General features: G+C 69.4%; 12 protein-coding genes and 1 pseudogene. 3 read left to right on the top strand and 10 right to left on the bottom strand.

From position 1 onward, the window contains the following. Positions 1-3: 3 nt before the first annotated feature. Positions 4-1,278 carry an MFS transporter gene (locus tag EZE58_RS01655; protein WP_095376671.1) on the bottom strand — a complete coding sequence of 425 codons (1,275 nt, stop codon included), beginning with the start codon at positions 1,276-1,278 and terminating at the stop codon, positions 4-6. Positions 1,279-1,480: 202 nt separating this feature from the next. On the opposite strand from EZE58_RS01655, the gene EZE58_RS01650 reads away from it, so the two are divergent. After that, positions 1,481-2,854: an amidohydrolase family protein gene (locus EZE58_RS01650; protein WP_217987204.1), complete on the top strand. Its 1,374-nt coding sequence runs from the start codon at positions 1,481-1,483 to the stop codon at positions 2,852-2,854. Between the two features lie 162 nt (positions 2,855-3,016). On the opposite strand, the gene tilS is transcribed toward EZE58_RS01650, so the two are convergent. The 3 genes from tilS to dacB are packed head-to-tail and all read right to left on the bottom strand — an operon-like array spanning position 3,017 to position 6,575. Further along, entirely contained in the window at positions 3,017-4,051 is a 1,035-nt protein-coding gene (gene tilS / locus EZE58_RS01645; RefSeq protein ID WP_009380919.1) for a tRNA lysidine(34) synthetase TilS, read from the bottom strand. 8 nt (positions 4,052-4,059) lie between these two features. Beyond that, complete coding sequence (locus tag EZE58_RS01640; protein ID WP_009380918.1) at positions 4,060-5,076, bottom strand: zinc-dependent metalloprotease; 1,017 nt, start codon at positions 5,074-5,076, stop codon at positions 4,060-4,062. Beyond that, on the bottom strand, positions 5,073-6,575 hold the full coding sequence (gene dacB / locus EZE58_RS01635) for a D-alanyl-D-alanine carboxypeptidase/D-alanyl-D-alanine-endopeptidase (RefSeq protein WP_205772020.1): 1,503 nt from the start codon (positions 6,573-6,575) through the stop codon (positions 5,073-5,075). The genes EZE58_RS01640 and dacB overlap by 4 nt, the downstream gene beginning before the upstream one ends. Positions 6,576-6,698: 123 nt before the next feature. Here dacB and EZE58_RS01630 point away from each other — a divergent pair, with 123 nt between their 5' ends. Next, positions 6,699-7,187 (top strand): inorganic diphosphatase, encoded by a 489-nt coding sequence (locus EZE58_RS01630; protein WP_009380916.1) that lies wholly within the window; start codon positions 6,699-6,701, stop codon positions 7,185-7,187. Between the two features lie 32 nt (positions 7,188-7,219). Here EZE58_RS01630 and EZE58_RS01625 read toward each other — a convergent pair whose 3' ends face one another. The 3 genes and pseudogenes from EZE58_RS01625 to lysX all read right to left on the bottom strand — a co-directional run bounded on the left by EZE58_RS01625 (position 7,220) and on the right by lysX (position 12,012). Next, positions 7,220-8,065 (bottom strand): alpha/beta hydrolase, encoded by an 846-nt coding sequence (locus EZE58_RS01625; protein WP_009380915.1) that lies wholly within the window; start codon positions 8,063-8,065, stop codon positions 7,220-7,222. Continuing rightward, positions 8,055-8,753 (bottom strand): DUF998 domain-containing protein, encoded by a 699-nt coding sequence (locus tag EZE58_RS01620; RefSeq protein WP_009380914.1) that lies wholly within the window; start codon positions 8,751-8,753, stop codon positions 8,055-8,057. Before EZE58_RS01620 ends, EZE58_RS01625 begins: the two co-directional genes overlap by 11 nt. Positions 8,754-8,803: 50 nt before the next feature. Then, a pseudogene (gene lysX / locus EZE58_RS17300) lies at positions 8,804-12,012 on the bottom strand (bifunctional lysylphosphatidylglycerol synthetase/lysine--tRNA ligase LysX). 209 nt (positions 12,013-12,221) lie between these two features. Between lysX and EZE58_RS01610 the strand changes: the two are divergent. Further along, positions 12,222-12,866 carry a VOC family protein gene (locus EZE58_RS01610; RefSeq protein ID WP_009380913.1) on the top strand — a complete coding sequence of 215 codons (645 nt, stop codon included), beginning with the start codon at positions 12,222-12,224 and terminating at the stop codon, positions 12,864-12,866. A 114-nt stretch (positions 12,867-12,980) separates the two neighbouring features. On the opposite strand, the gene EZE58_RS01605 is transcribed toward EZE58_RS01610, so the two are convergent. The 3 genes from EZE58_RS01605 to EZE58_RS01595 all read right to left on the bottom strand — a co-directional run bounded on the left by EZE58_RS01605 (position 12,981) and on the right by EZE58_RS01595 (position 20,091). Further along, a complete protein-coding gene (locus tag EZE58_RS01605; protein ID WP_167559670.1) occupies positions 12,981-15,506 on the bottom strand; it encodes a PhoX family phosphatase in 2,526 nt (841 codons plus the stop codon). Between the two features lie 232 nt (positions 15,507-15,738). Continuing rightward, a complete protein-coding gene (locus EZE58_RS01600) occupies positions 15,739-16,506 on the bottom strand; it encodes a CPBP family intramembrane glutamic endopeptidase (RefSeq protein WP_009380911.1) in 768 nt (255 codons plus the stop codon). A 21-nt stretch (positions 16,507-16,527) separates the two neighbouring features. Next, positions 16,528-20,091, bottom strand: coding sequence for an efflux RND transporter permease subunit (locus EZE58_RS01595; RefSeq protein ID WP_009380910.1), 3,564 nt, complete (start codon positions 20,089-20,091; stop codon positions 16,528-16,530). Positions 20,092-20,144: the final 53 nt, after the last annotated feature.

Below are 20,144 nucleotides of genomic sequence, written 5' to 3'. Positions count from 1 at the left end.
CCATTATGGGTGACGGACGTCCCCTACAGCCACCTCGTCCTGGCCGGTCTCGGCGAGTTCGTCGTCGACGGTGCCGGGCGCGGCCGAGAGGTACCCGGTGACCCCCATGAGGGCGGAGACGACGATGAGGAGGACGAGCGGAGGCGTCCACGATCCGCTCGCTCCCAGCAGGGCGCCGACGGCGAGCGGGCCGAGGGCGGCGAGGACGTACCCGGTGGATTGGACGAACGCCGAGGTGCGCGCCGTGATCGAGACGTCACGGGTGCGGCTGGTGATGAGGGCCAGCGCGGCCGGGAACGCGAATCCGCCGTAGGAGAGCAGGACCGCCCAGAGGACCGGCGCCGAGGCGGGGGCGAGGAGGAGGCCCGTGTAGCCCGCGACGGCGCTGGCTGAGAAGGAGACGAGGAACGCCCGCGGGGCGAGGCCGCGCATGATGATCTGCGGGGCGAGGAAGCCGCCGGGCAGACCGCCGAGGGTGACGATCGTGAGCATGATTCCGGCGGTCACGGCGTCGAGGCCGGCGTCACGGTAGATCTGCGGCAGCCACCCGAACTGGACGTAGGCGTTGACCGACTGGAGGCCGAAGAACATCGCCATGTACTTCGCCTTCGCCGTCGAATGGATGTGCCGCCTCGGCGCGGGTGTCTCCCCCCGCTCACGCCGCGGACGAGGGAGGACGGGCACCGAGCCCGTCGCGCGCAGGACCGCCCACGTCGCCAGGGCGGCGAGCGGGACGAGCATCCATGCGCCGAGTCCGATCCGCCAGTCGCCGAAGTGCTCGGCGAGCGGCGCGGTGAGGAAGGCGGGGACCATCGCGCCGAGGCCGAGGGAGACGGTGAAGGTCGTCGCCCCGAGGTGGACGCGGTGCGGGAAGCGGGTCTTGACGAAGACGGGGAGGATGACGTTTCCGAACGACATCCCGGCCAGTGCGGTGACGGTGAGGAGAGCGAAGGGCAGGGATGAGTCGACGAGGACGCGGGCACCGATCCCTGCGGCGATGAGCGCACACGAGACCGCGAGCGAGGCGAAGAGGCCGACGCGGCGCAGCAGCGGCACGGCGAGGAACCCGCACAGGGCGAAGATGAGGCCGGGCAGGGCGGTGAGCAGGCCGGTCTGCCATTCGGCGAGGCCGTAGGCGGTCTGCACCTCGGCGAGGACGGGGCCGAGTGAGGACGCGGCGGGGCGCAGGGATGAGGCGATGAGGACGAGACAGGCGAGTGCGAGGATGTCGAGCCCGGGACCTGTGCGCGGATGCTCGGTCCAGGGGGTGCTCGTCATGCGCTCATCCTCTCACTCGGTCTCGTCTCGGGTCCGCGGCGTCCGCGCTCCGGCACGGGGGTCTCCGGCGGTGCCGGATCCGGGGTGACTGCCGGGACGTTCGGCGGGGGCCGGTGCCGGGATGTTCGGCGGGAGCCGGTGCCGGGCGCAGGCGGTGCCCACCGCCGGTTCCCACCGAACCGAATAATGGTATACCGTTTGGGTGGATGCGTCGAACGCAGTCGCCGCAGCGGCGACGGGCCCGAGCTCGACGCCGGTTGCCGCCCCGACGAACGAAACGGAGTCCCCGATGCCCATCACCGTGAGGAATGTCAGGATCGCCCCCCGTCGCCCCGACGAGGCGGCCGTCGACGTCGTCGTCGACGACGGCCGGATCGCCGCGGTCGTCCCGAGCGACGGGGCGCCCGGTTCGGGCGACGCCGGTGCCGCATCGGATACGGGCGACGCCGATGCCGCATCCGCGCACGAGATCGTCGACGGGAGGGGCCGGGTGCTGCTGCCCGGGCTCGGCGACGTCCACGCGCACCTCGACTCGAACCGGATGGGGCAGACGTTCCGCCCGCACACAGCCGACGGAACCCTGCACGGCTACATCATGAACGACCGGCGGAACTGGCGCGACGGCGAACGGACGGTGCGCGACCAGGCGAGCTATGCGATCGCTGCGATCATCGCCTCGGGCGGGTCGCGGATCCGCTCGCACGCCCAGGTCGACTCCGACACCGGACTCGAGCGCTTCGCCGGGGTCCGCGACGCCCTGTCCGCGCATGCTGACGTCCTCGACTCGCAGATCGTCGCGTTCCCGCAGGCCGGAATCGTCCGGGAGAAGGGCGTGGCCGATCTGCTCGACGCGGCACTGCGGGAAGGGGCCGATCTCGTCGGCGGCCTCGACCCCGTCCAGTACGACCGCGACCCGGTCAGGCACCTCGACATCGTCTTCGGTCTCGCGGAGAAGCACGGCAAGGGCGTCGACATCCACCTCCACGAGGGCGGGACCGCAGGCGTGTACTCGTTCGAGGAGATCGCCCACCGGACGACGGCGCTCGGCCTGCAGGGGAAGGTGACGATCTCCCATGCGTTCGCGCTCAACACGAACCCCGAACCGGTCGTCCGTGACCTCGTCGAACTCCTCGCCGAGGCGGGAGTGTCCCTGACGACGGTCGCCCCGGCCAAGGGGAGCCTGCCGCAGAGCCTGCTCTCCGCGCATCGGGTCGCCGTCGGCCTCGGCGAGGACGGTCAGCGCGACTACTGGAGTCCCTACGGCGACGGTGACCTGCTGCGGCGGACATGGCAGCTCGCCTTCACCAACGGCTTCCGCCGCGATGAGGACATCGAGCACTGCCTCGACATCGCCTCCCGCGGTGGAGCGCAGGTGATGGCCGGTGCCCGCCCCGATGGCACCGCACTGGTCGACGATGCGACCTTCGGCCTCGGCGTCGGGGCGCCCGCGGACTTCCTGCTCGTCGATGCGGACACGGTCACCTCGGCGATCATGGACTGCCCGACCGATCGGGACGTCTTCAAAGGCGGGCGCCTCGTCGCCTCCGGCGGGGAGCTCCTCGGCGGCCTTCGCTGACCGCCCCCGCGCGGCTGAGCCTCTCCGCGCATCCCGCACCCGCAGCGTCAAATCCACCGTCTGCACATGTAGGACGTGACGCTCCGTGGAGGACGTGCGGCGCTCAGGGTTGTCTGTGACGTTGCGGGTTGTCCGTGACGCCGCAGGCGCGGATTCCTGGCGTCAGCCGCGGGCGGCCTTCGCGGCCGGTCCGAAACGCACAGTGCCGGCTCCGCCACCGCCGCCGACGACGACCTCGGTGTCGCCGGGCAGCGAAAGGTGCCTCCCCGCTCCCCCGCCGTGTCGCGCATCGGCACCCTGCCGGATGAGCGAGGTGAGCTCGGCGATGCGTACCGCGCCGAAGCTCTGCGCGGGCACCCCGAGGGAGATCAGCCATTCGCGCAGGACGCGGGTGAGCAGAGCATCGTCGAGGTCGGCGAGCTCGGCCAGCCGGAGTTCGCGGCGACCACGGACGGCTGCGACCGCCTCGGCGGCGGATGCGTCGAGGAAGTCGGCGTCTGCCCGGCACAGCTGCGCGGTCCGGGCGAGGTTGTCGGTCACCGGCTGACCGAGATCGGCCTCGAGGGAGGTGAGCAGGGACCGGACGCGGACGCGCGCATAGGCGCGGTCGGCGTTCATCGGGTCGTCCCAGACGGTGATGCGCTGTGCTGTGCACGAGGCCTCGGTCGTCGCCCGGTCGATGTCGAGCAGCGGTCGCAGCACGGACCCGGTGCGCACCGCCATTCCCGCCAGCGAGCGTGTCCCCGAACCGCGCAGCAGCCCGAGCAGCACCGTCTCGGCCTGATCGCTGCGCGTGTGCGCGGTGACGATCCATGCGGCGCCGACCCGCGCCCGCACCTCCTCCAATGCCGCGTACCTGGCGTCGCGGGCGGCGGCTTCGAGGCCTTCGGGTCCGGCGGTGACGTCGACCCGCACCGCCTCGGCAGGCACGCCCCACGACTCCGCGGTCGCCACGACCTCGGCGGCCACCTCGGCGGATCCGGGCTGGAGTCCGTGATCGACGGTCACGGCACGGGCCTCGACCTCGCCGCGCCGGTGGAGGAATGCGCACGCGTGGAGGAGCGCCATCGAATCCGCTCCCCCGGAGACGGCGACGACGATCCGGGGCACGGAGCCGGCACCCAGCCCGGCGCGCACGACGTTGCGGATCGCCCCGCTCGCCGGATCGAGGGTCGGACGGCGTGCGTGCTCAGCCATCGCGGGCCTCACCCGTGGACGCGGTCGAGCCACAGCCGAGGCGTGTGGATCTCCGCGCTCGTGGGCAGGTTCGCCGGGCTCGAGTAGACGGCGCCGAAGCCGGTCTGCCCGACCTCGTTGCGGACCTCGCGGACGAACTTCGCCCCGTCGCGGTACTGTGCGAGTTTGAGGTCCATCCCGAGCAGGTTGGAGAGGAACCCGCCCTGTCCGGCGTCGCGGCGCGCCTCGAAGCGGCGGCGCAGCTTCCGCACGCTGGGGATGGCGCTGAGGCCGACTTCGTCCATGACGACGTCGGCATGTCCCTCGAGGAGGCTGAGGATCGCCGAGGCGTCGGTGAGTGCCGTGCGCATCCCCTCGTCCCGGATGAGATCGACCATGCTCGCCTGTCCGCGCACGATCCGCCCGAGGACGGCGAACACCTCGGCGAGCGTCGAGAGTCCCGGGGCCGAGAGCGGGGTGGCCACCAGCTGGGAGAGCAGACCCCGCATGTGCTCGCGCAGCCACGGTGCGGTGGCGAACTGGACCTGGTGTGTGGCTTCGTGGAGGGCGACCCACATCCGGAAGTCGCGGGGTCTGACCTTCATCGCCTCCTCGGCGATGAGGATCGAGGGCGCGACGAACATCAGGCGACCGGCGTCCGTGGCGAACGGATCGTACTGGCCGAGCACCCGCGTCGAGAGCAGGGAGAGGACCCCGGCGACCTCGGCTCCGGCCGCCCTGCGCGCCGCCGGACCGGGGGCGACCGGCAGCGCGGAGACGTCGACCATGCCGTTGAGGGACTCGGCGTTGGCCTTGATCCAGCCGACCTGGTCGAGGACGAGCACCGCACCCGCCCCGAGCCTGCCCCGCACATCGTCGGCGTGGGCGGGGTCGAGGAGGAAGGCGTCGACGACGAGGTCCTGGGCGGTGAGCGCGTTCTCCTTCATCTCCGCCACGAGCGCCTCGACCTCTCCAGGTGCAGGCAGCTTCGCGGCGGAGACGACCTCCTTGGCCGTCCGGACGGCGAACCTCTCGTCGACGATCATCGGCACCCGCAGTCGGCGAGGGCGGAGACGAGATCGTCGACGGTCTTTCGGGCCTCGAGGATCTTGTCCTTGTCGACGCCGTCGATCTGGACGCTGAAGACGAGGTACCGACCGTCGGCGTCGAGGACTCCCCCGGCCAGCGAGGTCACCGTCGAGAGCGTCCCGGTCTTCGCGTGCACCGTCCCTGCGGCGTTGACGTCGTCGCCGAAGCGGTCGGTGAGCGTGCCGGTCAGGCCCCCGACCGGGAAAGAGCTGATGAGGCTCGAGAGCGAGTCCTTCGCCGTCACCGAGGACTGGAGGACCGTGGTGAGGTCGTGCGGGCTGATCCGGTTGCCGTAGTCGAGCCCGGAGGTGTCGTTGAGCTGGGTCTGCCCGAGGTCGACGGTGTCCTCGAGGGCGGCGATGACGCCCTTGGGTCCGTTCTCGAGGCTGCCGGGCATCCCCTGCGCGATCGCGACCTCGTTGCCGAGCACCTCGGCGACGACGTTGTCGCTGTGGACGAGGGCGTACTCGACGATCTCGGAGATCGTCGCGGACTCGACGGACGCGAGCGTCTCCGCGGATTCCCCGGACCCGGCGGTCTCCCCGGACCCAGCGGATTGCTCCGACTCAGTGTTCGCCTCGGCGGGGGCAGCCCCGGTGACGGTGATCCCTGCGGTTTCGAGCTCGGTGCGGAAGGCGTCGAAGGCGACCTGGGCCGGCTTGTCGCTGCGCGCCCGCCACGCGTTGTTCGGGTCGCCGAGGTATCCGCTGTCGACCATGAGCGGCTGGATCGGGGTGATGACGCCCTTGCCGATGTCCGCGCGCTCCCAGCCGGGGCTGAAGTCGGTGCCGGGGTATCGACTCGTGTCCAGGCGCAGTGCCACCTCGGTGGTCTTCCGCTCCTTGAGCGCCGCCGCAGTCTCCTGGGCCAGGGTCGTCAGTCCGGCATGGCCGTTGACGGATCCCGGCTGGGACACGCCGCCGCCGAGGAGGACGTCCCCGCCTCCGACGAGCGAGACCGTCCCCGTGGCCGGGTCGAACGTCGTCGTCGTGGTCAGCCGCTCGTCTCCGCCGATGGCCAGCAGCGCCGCCGAGGCGGTGAGGACCTTCGTCACCGACGCCGGCGTCCGGGCCCTGTCCCCGTCGGCGGCGAAGAGGACCTTGTCGGTGAGACCGTCGCGGACCTCGACGCCGAAGCCCTTGACCTTCGAATCGCCGAGGATGCGCTCGACCTCCGGTCCCACCTTCGTCGGGATCGGTGCGGTGTCGTCGAGCGCCGAGGCGGGGGCCGGGACGTCGCGTCCCTGCGCTTCGGGTGTGGGAACGGGGTCGACTTCGATCGCGGGCTCGGTGGTGAGGAATCCGGGGACGACGTCGGCGGCGTCGGCGACGCCGTAGCCGAGCGCTCCGGCGAGGAGGACGCCGGCACTCACCCCTGCTGCGATCCGACCCCGCCTGCGCGTGCGGCGGGGACCGTCCGCGGAGTCCTGCGGACGGTGATCGGAGGTGGGGTTCAAAAGCGGGCTCCCATTCGTCTCGGCGGCGGGCCCTCTCTGGGCCGAGGAGGAGGGCTGAGGATGTCTCGGCGGGGACTTGTAGGCTCTATCCTAGTGATGCCACCCTAACGCGTAAGGAGCACTATGGAACTCTTGGCCACCATCGAGATCCCTCGAGGTTCGCGCAACAAGTACGAAGTCGATCACGAGACCGGCCGGGTCAAGCTCGACCGCTACCTCTTCACGTCGATGCAGTACCCCGCGGACTACGGTTTCATCGAGGACACTCTCGGCAACGACGGTGACCCCCTCGACGTGCTCGTCCTCCTCACCGAACCCCTGTTCCCGGGTGTGCTCGTCGACGTCCGCCCCATCGGCATGTTCCAGATGGAGGACGAGGCCGGCGGCGACGACAAGGTCCTCGCGGTTCCCGCCGGCGACCCCCGCTGGGACTCCTACCAGGACATCGGCGACGTCGACAAGTTCACCCTCGACGCGATCGAGCACTTCTTCACCCGTTACAAGGATCTCGAGCCGGGCAAGTTCGTCAAGGGGTCGAATTGGGTCGGCCGGGAGGCCGCCGAGGCCGAGGTGACCGCCTCGATCGAGCGCTTCAAGAAGGACGCGCACTGATCGGCCTCTGAGCCTCTGGAGCCGAGCTCACCTCAGCTCACCTCATCGACCGCCTCGACGATCATGTCGGGGCGGTCGATCATCATCAGGTGCCGGGAATCGCGGATCTCATGACGGACGAGATCGGCGAAGGCCGCCTCGAGGATGCGGGAGCGGCTCCGGCTCGGCAGAGGAGGTGCGAGCAGCGCCGAGGTCCTGGCCCGGACCGGCTCGATCCGGCCCCGCAGCGATTCGAGGTCGGCGGCCTGGCTGCGGTAGCTCAGCCATTCGGCGATCGCGGCCCTGAGCGTGTCCGGATCCGTGTACGGATCCTTGAACGCCTCGGGATCGAGGGCGCGACCCGAACCGCTCTGCCGGAGGAATCCCTGATGAGAGAGCCAGGAGGCGGCCTCACCGATCTGCTCACGGGTGACGAGCGCCCCGAGGACCGGCATCCATGTGGCGAGCGAGAAGCGGCCGGCCGGGCCCCGGAACCGGTAGTCCTCGATCGAGGGGTCGACGAGGACGATGCCCGCCACGCGCTCGGGACGCAGCCGGGCGAAGGCCTCGGCCCGGAACGCCGCCATGGAATGGGCGACGATGACGACCCGGGAATGGCCCGCGATCGCCCGCTCCATCGCGGCGAGCTCGCCGGCGAGGTCGGGCAGCGTGCCCGGCCACCGGGTGCCGGCGAAGCCCGGACGGTCGAGCGCGATGACGTCCCGGTCGGGCATCTCCGCGATGACGGGCAGCCAGCCGGCGGCGGCGAGCGCACAGCCGTTGAGGAAGAGGACGGGATCCTTCCCCTCCCCCGCCGAGGCGGTCGCCGGGCGCTGGTAGACGGTGAAGCCGTCGACGACGGCGCGCGACCACCGCGCGAACTCCGGCTCAGCCGACATCGCTCGCCTCTCTCCGCTTCTCCGGGGACCTGTCGGCCTCGCCTCGGCCGACGACGGCGAGGTAGCCCAGGTGCGCGCTCCACGCGGCGATGGTGAGCACGGCGATCGCCTGCACATAGCCCTGACCGGAGCGCCACACGGCCTCGATGATCACCGAGGCGAGGTTGGTGACGAGGAGGACGACGAGCACGGCGACGACGCCGCGACCGTAGGGTGTGCCCAGTCTGCCGCGACGACGCAGGGCGATGACCGCGATGACCATGCTCGCCAGGGCGGCGAGCGCGACGATCGTCGAGGCGATCGTGTGGAGGAGGAAGTCGGCGCGCAGCGGGTTCGCCGTGTACTCGGCGTAGCAGACCGGATCGAAGGTCTGCGTGCACGGCAGGGCGGCGATCGCGTCTCCGATCGTGGCAAGCCCCGTGAGGCCGATTGCGATGGCGAGCGGCACCGTCGCCCGACCGAAGCGGGAGCGCCACCCGCGCACACCGAGGACGGCGATGAGGACCATGAGGGTCCCGGCGATCGCGTCCCCGCTGCGGAAGACCCAGGAGGCGGGCTGATCCATCGCGGCGAGCTCGGAGAGGTAGCCCGACAGCGGCTGCGGGTGAGGGCTGAGGAAGAGCAGCACCCACGAGTCGTAGGTGATGAGCACCCCTGCCGCGAGCAGGATTGCGAAGATCCGGCGCATCTGTCTCCGTTCGTCTCTCTGCGGTCCGGGCAACCGTCGTCGGGCGCGGCTCAGTGGCCCTTGGGCTTGGCCAGCGGGAAGGTGATCGTCGAGCGGATAGTCTGCTCGGTGAGCAGCATGACGAGCCGGTCGAGGCCCATGCCCATGCCGCCGGCGGGCGGCATCCCGTATTCGAGGGCCGTGAGGAAGTCCTCGTCGAGCTGCATCGCCTCGGGGTCGCCGCCGGCTGCCGCCAGGGACTGCGCGGTGAGCCGCTCACGCTGGAGGACGGGGTCGACGAGCTCCGAATAGGCGGTGCCGAGCTCGGAGCCGAAGATGATGAGGTCCCACTTCTCGGCGAGCATCGGGTCGGTGCGGTGCTGCCTGGTCAGCGGGGAGGTCTCGGCCGGGAAGTCCGTGTAGAACGTCGGCGCCACCGTCGATCCCTCGGCGACCTCCTCGTAGATCTCCTGGAGCAGCATGCCCCAACCCCACTTCGGATTGACGGTGAGCCCGGTTCGCGCTGCGATCCTCCGCAGGGTCTCGATCGAGGTGGCCGTCGAGACCTCCTCGCCGATCTTCTCCGAGATCGCGTCGGTGAGCGAGACGGTCCGCCATTCCTCGGCGAGGTCGATCTCGTGTTCGACGCCGTCGACGGTGCCGCGCACGACCGTGGTGCCCAGGGCCGCCTCGGCGGCGTTGATGACCATCGTGCGGGTGAGCTCGCGCATCGTGTTGTAGTCGCCGCCGGCCTGATAGGCCTCGAGCATCGAGAACTCGGGGTTGTGGGTGGCGTCGACGCCTTCGTTGCGGAAGTTCCGGCCCATCTCGAAGACCCGGTCGAACCCGCCGACGAGGAGGCGCTTGAGGTAGAGCTCGGGGGCGATGCGCAGGTAGAGGTCGAGGTTGTAGGCGTTGATGTGGGTGAGGAACGGCCGCGCGTTCGCGCCCCCGTGCACCGTCTGGAGAATCGGGGTCTCGACCTCGAGGAAGCCGCGGGACTGGAGGGTCTCGCGGATCGTGCGGAACGTGTTCGAGCGGATGACCATGAGGTCGCGCTGGCCGGTGTTCATCGTGAAGTCGAGGTAGCGCTGACGGACCTTCGCCTCGGGATCGCTCAGTCCCTGCCACAGGCTCGGCCAGGGCTGCAGGGACTTCGCCGACATCGTCCATGAGGTGACGAGGAACGACGGGGTCCCGTTGCGAGAGGTGCCCTCGCGCCCGCTCACGGAGATCCGGTCGCCGCGGGAGACCCACGCGGACAGTCGCCTCAGCGACTCCTCACCGAGCACCTCGCGTTCGCACACGAGCTGGTGGTCATGTCCCTCGCTGCGCAGGTCGAGGAAGACCACGCCGCCGTGATCGCGGATGCCGAGCACCCGCCCGGTGAGGACGGTGCCTTTCGCCGCCGCCGGTGCCGCCTCGGCGGGGTAGGGTTCGACCCCGGCCTCGAGCATCGCATCGCGCACGCCGAGGCGGTGCCTGACCTGGTCGGAGACCCGGACTCTGCCCGTGGGCGCGGGTTCGGGCGGGGCGATGTCGAGGAGCGGCGCCGCCTGCTCACGGGTGTAGATCGGCTGGCTCTCATTGCCCTTGGTGAACATCTTCGGCGGGGAGAGGAAGCCTTCGGCGATGCTCACGGCCAGACCGATGCGGGCGAGGTCGGATCCCTCCGGGTAGCAGAGCATGCGCGGCACCCACTCCGGATCGTACTTCTCGTTCGACCGATAGAGGGATTCGAGCTGCCAGAACCGGGAGAGGTAGAGGAGGATGTTGCGCACAGCCGCTTGAGCGGTCCCGCCCCGAGCTCCTTGCCCTGCTCGAACGCGGAGCGGAAGACCGCGAAGTTGAGGGAGACGGCTGCGATCCCGAGGTCTCCTGCCTCGCGCATGAGACCGGCGACCATGAATTCGGTGACGCCGTTCTCCGCGAAGGGGTGTCGGCGCATGACGTCGAGCGAGACTCCCGAGGCGCCCCACGGCACGAAGCCGAGCAGTCCGGCGGTGGTCCCTGCCAGGGTTCCCGCGTCGGCGGGGAAGAGCGCCTCGACGAAGAGGTTTCCGCCGTCGGCCGGGTCGCCGAAGCGACCGAGGGCCATCGAGAAGCCTCGTTCGTTCTCTCCGTCGCGCCATTCGTCGGCGAAGATCGCGAGCTCCTCGAGCTCAGCGGCGGGGATCTCGGACTGGTGACGGATGCGGATCGTGTAGCCGAGACCGGTCAGCTTGGTCACGGCCCGTTGGACCTCCGGCAGCGCGGAGAGCGTGAAGTCCTTCGTGTGGAGGACGGCCTCGTCGCCGACGTGGAGGACTTTGAGGCCGGCATCGTGATAGGCCTGAGCGCCCTGCTTCGAGGCGGCGAGGACGGCCGGCACCCAGCCGAAGGACTCGGCGTGCGCGACGAAGGACCGCGCGGCCGCCGCCCACTGCTGCGGCGGTCCGACCGGGTCGCTGGCGACGAGGCAGACGCCGGCGTGGACCTGGTAGGTGATGACGCAGTCGTCGGCGAAGAACGCCGAACGGTCGCGGCGGGTGCCGAAGTAGCCGAGTGAGTCCGAGGAGTGTGCGGCCAGACCTTCGCGGATCCTGCGCTCCTGATCGATGTCGATGCGCTCGGCGTCCCTGGCCGAGCGCAGGCCAGTCCAGAACGCGAGGATGATGCTTGCGCCGGTGCCGAAGCCGAAGACCGAGAGCATCCAGCTCGCCTCCGTGCTCTCCTTGAGTCCGGCGAGTTCGGCGATGATCTGGCGCGCCTGGACTCCGGTGAGCCCGCCGATGAAGTACTGGACGACGAGGATGATCGCGGCGGTGATGACGATGCCCAGCGCGAGGACACCGATGGCCTTGAGGAATCCCCGCGGCTGGGTCTTCGCGTTGTACCACCTGCGGTGGACGATCAGGCCGATGAAGACGATGACCGGCAGGATCATCCCGGTGAAGAGGTCACCGGTCATCTCGTCGGGGGCGAAGACGATGAAGCCGTAGAGGATGACGGCGTAGAGAGCGAAGATGATGGAGAGGAAGACCAGCGTGATCCACCACGCCGCCCGCTTGCGGATGGCCAAGGCTGCGGCGAGGACGATGAAGACGACCGAGGTGACGAAGTCGACCGGAGTGAATGGCACGAACCATCGCCACATGAACTCGAAGAACCGGTCGAGCCAGCTTCCGGCCGGGGTGATGAGCTGGACGAGCATGAAGACGGCGACGATCGTCAGCACTCGCGGCAGCCACCGCACGAAGAGCGGGGCCTCGGACTGGGTGGGGACGGGTGTGGGAGGCATAGGGAGAATCCTGTCATACCCATCTGAACCGAGGCTCCAGGTGAAGGGCTCACGGAGCCGCGAGAGCGGCCTTCTGCTGCTGCGTTCCCTTACCCTGTCAAGTGATCCTGCCCTCGGCTGATCCCGCCCCGAGTCCGCCTCCGGGAGCGAAACCGGAGCTTAGGTGAGCCTAATGAGAAGTGTGAGCCAGGTTATGCGATTCTCGTGACATGAAACTCGACCATGTGTCCTTCGCCAGCGAACCCGACGGTTACAGAGCAACCGCCGAGCGCATCTCGGAGCAGCTCGGAGTGGTTCCCTACGACGGTGGAGTGCATCCGCGTTTCGGTACCAGGAATCTCATCTTCCCCCTCGCGGGCGGCCATTACCTCGAAGTCGTCGAAGCCTTGGAGCACCCGGCCGCTCTCTCCACCCCCTTCGGTCAAGCCGTGCGGACCCGGTCCGAGCTCGGCGGCGGCTGGATGGGCTGGTGCGTGTCCGTCGACGACCTCTCGGAGGTCGAGACGCGCCTCGAGCGCAAAGCCGTCGACGGCAACCGCACTCCGGAGTCCGGCGAGGAGCTCAAGTGGCTGCAGATCGGAGTCAAGGGGCTCATCGCCGACCCCCAGCTGCCGTTCTTCATCAAGTGGTCCGCCGATTCGTCCCAGCACCCCTCGTCGTACAAGACCAATGAGGATGTCTCCATCGACACCCTGCAGATCGCCGGCGACCGCGATCGCCTTCGCGACTGGCTCGGCACCGACGACGCCAAGCCGATCCCGGAGATCCACATCGACTGGTCCGCGCCGCACGGTGCCCCGGGCATCATGTCGGTGACGTTCGCGACCGAGCGCAACGGTCTCGTGACGATCTGAGGCCCTGCGCCTCAGCTGTGGTCACAGAACCGAGGCGGAACCGCCCTGTGAGCGATTCCGCCTCGGTTCTGTGACCACTGTCGTCTGCGGCCGGACTCCTCCAGCCCGGCCCGGTCAGACCGGGGTCGGACCCTGGGATCCGTCTCCTGCCTCGGCGACGTCATCGCCGTCGGCGGCCCTCCTCCGTCGCAGGTGCGCGGCGGTGGCAAGTGCACCGCCGGCCGCGAGCAGGCCCGCTCCCCCGCCGAGGAGGGGCAGCGTCGCGTCTGTGCCCGTCCGCGGCAGGTCGCCTCCCGCACCGCCGGATCCGGAGCCTCCGCCGTTCGCGCCTGCACCCGAACCGCCGTTCGCGCCTGCACCGCCGGATCCGCTGCCGCCCGAGCCGGAGCCGCCTGAGCCGGAGCCGCCGGCGTCACCGGCCGCACCGGCTCCCGCCGCGGCGGCGTCCTTCGCCGCGTCCTGCGCGCCGCTCTTCGAGCCCGACGAGTCGTCCTGCGCGTTGTCCTCGTCCTCGTTCGCCCCGTCCTGGTCGCCTTCGGCTGCGGAGTTCGCGTCCTCGTCGGCGTCCCCCGGGTCCTCGGTCGGCGTCTCGGTCGGCTCCTCGCCAGCGCCCTTGATCACCTGGACGACAGTCGGCCTCGGCAGGGCGGCGAGACCCGCGTCGACATCGGTCTCATCGACGTAGTCGGGGAAGCGCGAGTGCTGGTTCGACCACTCACCGTCCTCGCCGGGGTGCTGGACGGCGACGAACGCCGAATCGTACGCGTCGTGGACGAGCGGTCCGCACACCTCGCTTTCGCGGGGAACGGAGAGGAACTGCTCGACCCGGCCGCGCTGGTCGCCGTCGATGGTCACCTTGAACAGACCGTCGCAGTACCCGATTCCCGACGGCGCACCGTCGGTCGAGATCCACAGGTTGCCCGCGGAGTCGAAGGTGACGTTGTCCGGACACGAGATCGGCGAGACCTGGTCGGCGGGGAACCCGGAGAAGTAGGTCGCGTCCCCCTGCTTCGGGTCGCCGCACACGAGCAGCAGCGTCCAGTCGAACTCGGTGCCGGTGTGGTCGCCGCCGCGTTCGGTGATCTCGACGATGTGCCCGTCGCGGTTCTCCGTGCGCGGGTTCGCCTCGTCGGCTGCTGCCTTGCCGTCGACGCCGCGGTCGGAGTTGTTCGTGCACGCGACGTAGATCCGTCCGTTGACCGGGTTCGGCTCGACGTCCTCGCAGCGGTCCATCTTCGTCGGCCCCACCTTGTCGGCGGCGAGACGGGTGTTGACGAGCACCTCGGCGACGGTCATGCCCGAGACCTGGGACTTCCCGCCCTTGACCAGCGGCAGCCATTGTCCGGCACCGTCGAACTCACCGTCGGAGGGGACCGTTCCGCTGCCGTCGATCTCACTCTTGGGCGAGTTGCCGGTGAACTTCGCGACGTAGAGATCGCCCTCGGAGAGCAGGCGCATGTTCGCAGCCCGGTCGCCCTCGACGTAGCGGTCCTTCGAGACGAACTTGTAGAGGTAGTCGAACTTCTCGTCGTCGCCCATGTAGGCCACAGCGTGCCCGGAGTCGGCGATCGTGATGTTCGCGCCCTCGTGCTTGAAGCGGCCCATGCTCGTGTGCTTGAGCGGCGTCGAGGTGGGATCCCACGGGTCGACCTCGACGATCCAGCCGAACCGGTTCGCCTCGTTGGCGAAGCCGTTCGAGTTCGTGTCGAAGCGGTCGAGGTCGGCCTCCCAGCCGTAGGCGGAGTCCTCGTTCGTCAGCCCGTAGCGCTTGTCCGCCTCCGAGGTGCCCTGCGCCCTGAAGTAGGAGTTGAAGTTCTCCTCGCCGGAGACGAGGGTTCCCCACGGAGTGAGCCCGCCCGAGCAGTTGCCGAGCGTGCCCTGGACCTTGTCGCCCTGCGGGTAGTCCTTGGTCCGCAGCAGGTCGGTGCCGGCGGCGGGTCCGGTGAAGGCGTATTCGGTGTCGATGAGGAAGCGGCGGTTGCGCTCGCCGTTGACGTCGACCTTCCACGGGGTCGTCTCATTCGCCCGGGTGAGTTCGACGACGGTGAGTCCGTGGGCGTCTCGGCTGATCGCCCGCTTCGTCGCACCGTCCATGCTGTCGGGGTACATGATGGCGTCGTTGGTGTATTCCTGGTTGGCGAAGAGCACGGCCCGGCTGCCGTCACCGGACTCGTCGATCTGGATCTGGAGGAAGTCGTTGTTGTAGCCGAACTGACGTCGCTGCGCCTCGACGCTCTGGTTCTCGGGATCGAACTTCGGTGAGTCGGGGAAGATCGGATCTCCCCACCGGATAATCGGATGCCACGAGTAGCCGTCGGGAACGATGAGGTCGTCGACCTCGGCGGGCACCGGGTCGATCGCGGAGAAGTCGAGGGTCCCGGCGGGGGCCGCTGCCGCCCGACGGGCGGTGGGACTCGGTGCCGTGGTCACTGCGATGGCCAGCGCCCCGGCGGCCGAGGCGCCGAGCACGGCCCGGCGGGAGAGCTGCGCCCCGACGATGTCACGGAAGTAGCCGTTGGACGAGGTGTTGCAGATCGCCTTGCTGCACGCGTTGTCGCATTTGAGCGCGCAGGTCACAGGACTCCGCTTGCCACGCACGTGTCCGGCCATGGGCAGCAGTTCGCGCAGTGGTGCCATCATTCGTCTCCTCGGGGGTCGATGTCAGGGTCCGCACCGGCATCCGGCGCTCACCCGGTCGAGGTTTCCAGGGGAGGTTTTCCCTGGCCCGACCATATGGTGAACCGGGGATGAACCGGCGCTGACCAGTGCATTTCGTCATGGAGAACTGACCTAAATGCCCGGGGCCGCTTCCCGGCAGGGCTCGTTCCCCCACCCTCCGCCGGGACGTCAGGTGGTCCCGTTCCGTGCGGACTCAACCAGGGTCGACGAGGCTGAGCACCCCGGGGGCGAGGAACCCGACGACATCGATGAGCGTGTGCGCCCACACGATGGGCATGAGCCGGCGGGTGCGCATATAGAACCAGCCGAAGATGATCCCCATGGCGACATTGCCGATGAACGGCCCGATCCCCTGGTAGAGGTGGTAGCTGCCGCGGAAGAGCGCGAGGGCGATGATGATCGTCCACGGGCCGTATCCGAGCTGTCGCAGCCGCTCGGCGCCGAAGCCGAAGATGAGCACCTCTTCGAGGACGCCGTTCTTCGCCGCCGCGAGCAGGAGGACGGGGATCGTCCACCAATGATCGCCGAGGTTGGCCGGCTGGACCTCGGCTGTGATCCCGAGTGCCCGGCCGCCCGCGTAGACGGCGAGGGTGCCGAGACCGATGACGAGGAAGAGGAGGACGCCCTGTCCGAAGTCGTGCACCGCCTTCCCCTGCACTCCGAGACGCTGGGCGAGCGGCTTCGGGTCGGGATCGCGGGTGAGCAGGTAGAGGGCGAGGGCGACGGGGACGAGGCTGAAGCCGATGTCGAGGAGCTGGTAGACGAGGTCGAAGATCGGTCGGGGGTTGAGGGAGGTGTTGAGTTTGGCCTCGGCGTCGCTGATCGGTCCGCGGGTGACGATGTCGAGGAGGCGCACGACGGCGTAGACCGCCGACTGCCCGAGCGAGAGTGCGGCGACGAGCCCGAGTTCGAACCACAGGCGTCGCCGCTCCTTCGGTGCGAGTTCGCTCGCTGTGCTCATCGCTCCTCCTCGCCTCTGGGCTCAGTGCTTCGCTTCATCGCCTCGCGCATCGCCGCCGTCATCGGTGCGCGCTCCGGGACCGCCGCCTGCCCCCGCACCGGTCGTCGCGGTCGCCGTCTCCCTCTCGGCACGCGCCTCGGCGGCGTCGAGGACTTCTCCGCGGGCCATGTTCTTCACCCGCCTCTTCTCGGCTCGGCGCTCCTTCGCCCCCTCGAGGAGGAGATAGAGGACGGGGACGAGGATGAGGGTGAGGATCGTCGAGCTGACGAGGCCGCCGATGACGACGATCGCCAGCGGCTTGGAGATGAACACTCCCCCGCCGGTGAGCCCGAGCGCCATCGGCACGAGCGCGAAGATCGTCGCGGCCGCGGTCATGAGGATCGGCCGGTAGCGCAGCCGGGCACCCCCGACGATCGCCGGTCGCAGCTCGACGCCGCGGGCGCGGAAGTGGTTGATGAGGTCGATGAGGACGATCGCGTTCGTCACGACGATGCCGATGAGCATGAGCAGGCCGATCATCGCCGTCAGCCCCATCGCCGTGTCCGTGAGGAGGAGCAGGGCGATCGATCCGGTCGCTGCGAAGGGGATCGAGACGAGGAGGATGAGCGGCTGGAGCAGCGACTTGAAGGTCGCGACCATGATGACGAAGACGATGAGGATCGCAGCGAGCATGGCGAGGCCGAGCTGCGAGAACGCGTCCTGCTGCTCCTCGGTGGCGCCGCCGGTGTCGACGGAGACCTCGTCGGGCACATCGACCTCGCCCAGTGCCGACTGCACCGCGGCCGACACCGCACCGAGGTCGTCGCCCTCGGGGGTCACGGACACCGTCGTCGACCGCTGGCTGTTCGTGTGCCGGATGTTCGGCGCGGTCGTGACCTCCTCGACGTCGGCGACGTCGTCGAGATCGATGAGACGCGGCTCAGCGGCCGGCGCAGCACCCGCGCCCGCCCCGGCGCCCGTGCCAGCACCCGCACCGGTGCCTGCACCCGCACCAGCACCAGCACCGGTGCCTGCCCCGGCTCCCGCGCCGGAGCCTGCCCCGGTCGGTGCGTCGGGGGTCTCCGGCTTTCCGGGGATCTGCAGGTCGCGCAGCTCCTCGACGGTGTTCGCCTCCCGGTCGAAGAGGAGGACGGAGTGGGTGACGTCGTCGATGATCACCTCTCCGATGCTCTGGCCTCGCATCGCGCGCTGGACGTACTGACCGATCGCCGCCTCGGTGAGGTTCTCCTCGGCGGCCTTCTCCTGGTCGACCTTGACCTCGATGACGGGTTGGACGGCTTCGACGTCGCTCGTCACCGACTGCGCTCCGGGCACATCCTCGAGGCGTTGGGCGACCTTCTCCGTGGTGTCCTCGAGGACGGCGGTGTCGCTCGAGGTCAGGGTCACGTCGATGGTCTGCGCGCCCGGTGCCGAGCTCTGGTCCTGGAGTTCGACCTGTCCGACACCCTCGAGGGCATCGAACTTCCTCTGCAGCTCCGCGCTGATCGACTGCGCGGAGGTGCCCGGCTTCGCGTTGACGATGAACGTGCCGCTCAGCTCGGAGTCGTCGGCGAACCCGAACGTCGAGCCGCCGATCGAGACCTGGTAGGACTCGATGCTGTCATCGGCGACGAGGATGTCCTCGACCTGCTGCGACTGCTCGGAGGCCTCGTCGAGGTCGGTGCCCGGGTCGAAGGTCTGCGTGACCTGCAGCTGCTCCTGCCCGGTGTCGCCGAAGAGTTCGGTCTTCAGCTGCGGGACCATCGCCCCGGTGCCGGCGAGGATGATGAGCGCGGCGACGATCATGAGCACCGGGTGCTTCGTCGAGAACGAGATCACCGGGAGGTAGGTCCTCTGCAGTCGTGTGACCGGTGAGCGCAGGGCGGCGAGCTCATCGACCTCGGCGGCCCCCGACGCTCCCGCTGCGGCGCCGAGCCCGGCGGCTCGGCCTGCGGGGACGACCCCTTCGTCGGTCTCGACGTCGCCGCCGGCGTCGTGGCGGCCGGCGGCGGTGATGCTCTGCTTCTTCGCAGCCTTGCGCGCGGCCCTCTTCTCCGCCCGCCACTGCGTGAGCATCTGCCTGCGGCTCTGCCTGATCTCCGCCTTCTCCTCCCGCGTGAGCCTGACCTTGGCCTCCCGCTGGCGAAGGAACCAGTACGCGAGGACGGGGACGATGGTGAGCGCGACGAAGAGGCTCGAGAGCAGCGCGATCGTCGCGGTGAGCGCGAACGGGCGGAACATCTCCCCGGTCTGGCCGGTGACGAAGGCGAGTGGGAGGAAGACGGCCACCGTGGTCAGGGTCGAGGCGGTGATGGCTCCGGCCACCTCGGCGACGGCTGCGAGGATGTTGGCGAACTTGTCGCCGCCGGCCGCATGCCGCCTGCGGATGGCCTCGATGACGACGATCGAGTCGTCGACGACGCGGCCGACGGAGATCGTCAGCGCCCCGAGGGTGAGCATGTTGAGCGTCTCCCCGCCCATCCACAGGCCGATGAGGGCGATGAGGAGGGAGAGCGGGATCGAGATCGCAGTGATGATCGTCGCGCGCACGGACAGGAGGAAGACGAGGATGACGAGGACGGCGAAGACGAGGCCGAGCATGCCCTCCTTGAGAAGGTCGTCGATCGACTGCTCGATGAACGGGGCCTGGTCGAACGCGGAGACGAACTCCGTGTTGTCGCCGAGCGTCTTCGCGAGCTCCGGCAGCTTCGCCGAGACCGCGTGGGAGACGTCGACGGTGTTCGCATCCGACTCCTTCATCACCGACAGTGACAGGGAGGGTTTGCCGTTGGTGCGGGAGATCGATTCGATTGGGGCGTCGGCGATCGCGACGTCGGCGACATCGGAGAGCTTGACCGGACCGTCGGTGCCGGAGACGACGAGGTCCTTGATCGCGTCGACCGATCGGATGCGGGACCCGACCTCGACCGGGGCTGTCCCGTCGCCGCCTTCGAGGTCGCCCGCCGAGGTGGGGACGCCGTTGGCCTGGAGCACGCCGGCGATCTCGTCGATGCTCGCCCCTTCGTCCTCGAGGTCGTCCTCGCGGATGCGGATCTCGACCTGCTTGGTCTTCGCGCCGGCGATCTGGACCTGGGAGACGCCGTCGACCTTGGAGAGCTCGGGTTCGACGAAGTCGTTGAGCTCTGCGGCGAGCTTGTCCTCGTCGGCGTCGGAGGTCACGGAGAGGGCGAGGACGGGTATGTCGTCGGTGCTCAGGGTGAGCACATTGGGTTCGACTCCGTCGGGCAGCTGGGGCTGGACCTGGGAGACGGCGCGTTGGAGGGACCGGACGATGTCGTCGGAGTTCTCGCCGTACTTCGTGCTCACGGTGATCGTGGCGCTGCCGGCCGAGGACACCGAGGTCATGTCCTCGACCTCCGGCAGGGGTGAGAGCGCTGCTTCGAGCGGGTCGGTGACCTCACTCTCCACGGCCTGCGGCGTGGCCCCTTCATAGGTCGCGGTGACCGTGGCCTGGGGATTGTCGAGGGAGGGGAAGAGCTCCTGCTTGAGTGCTCCTGCTCCGATGACGCCGAAGATCACGGCGACGACGGAGATGAGGGCGATGAGCGCTCGGTTCTTCAGACTCAGGCGGGTGAGAAAGCTCACGTGGGCTCTTTCTGCTCGGGTGGCCGGCTGGGTCACCGGCGCTCGGCGACACC

Origin of the sequence: Brevibacterium sp. LS14, from assembly GCF_012027885.1 — a bacterium.
Classification (GTDB): domain Bacteria; phylum Actinomycetota; class Actinomycetes; order Actinomycetales; family Brevibacteriaceae; genus Brevibacterium; species Brevibacterium casei.
The sequence above is the reverse complement of the archived record's forward strand: the minus strand, read 5'-3'. Positions and strand labels throughout refer to the sequence as shown.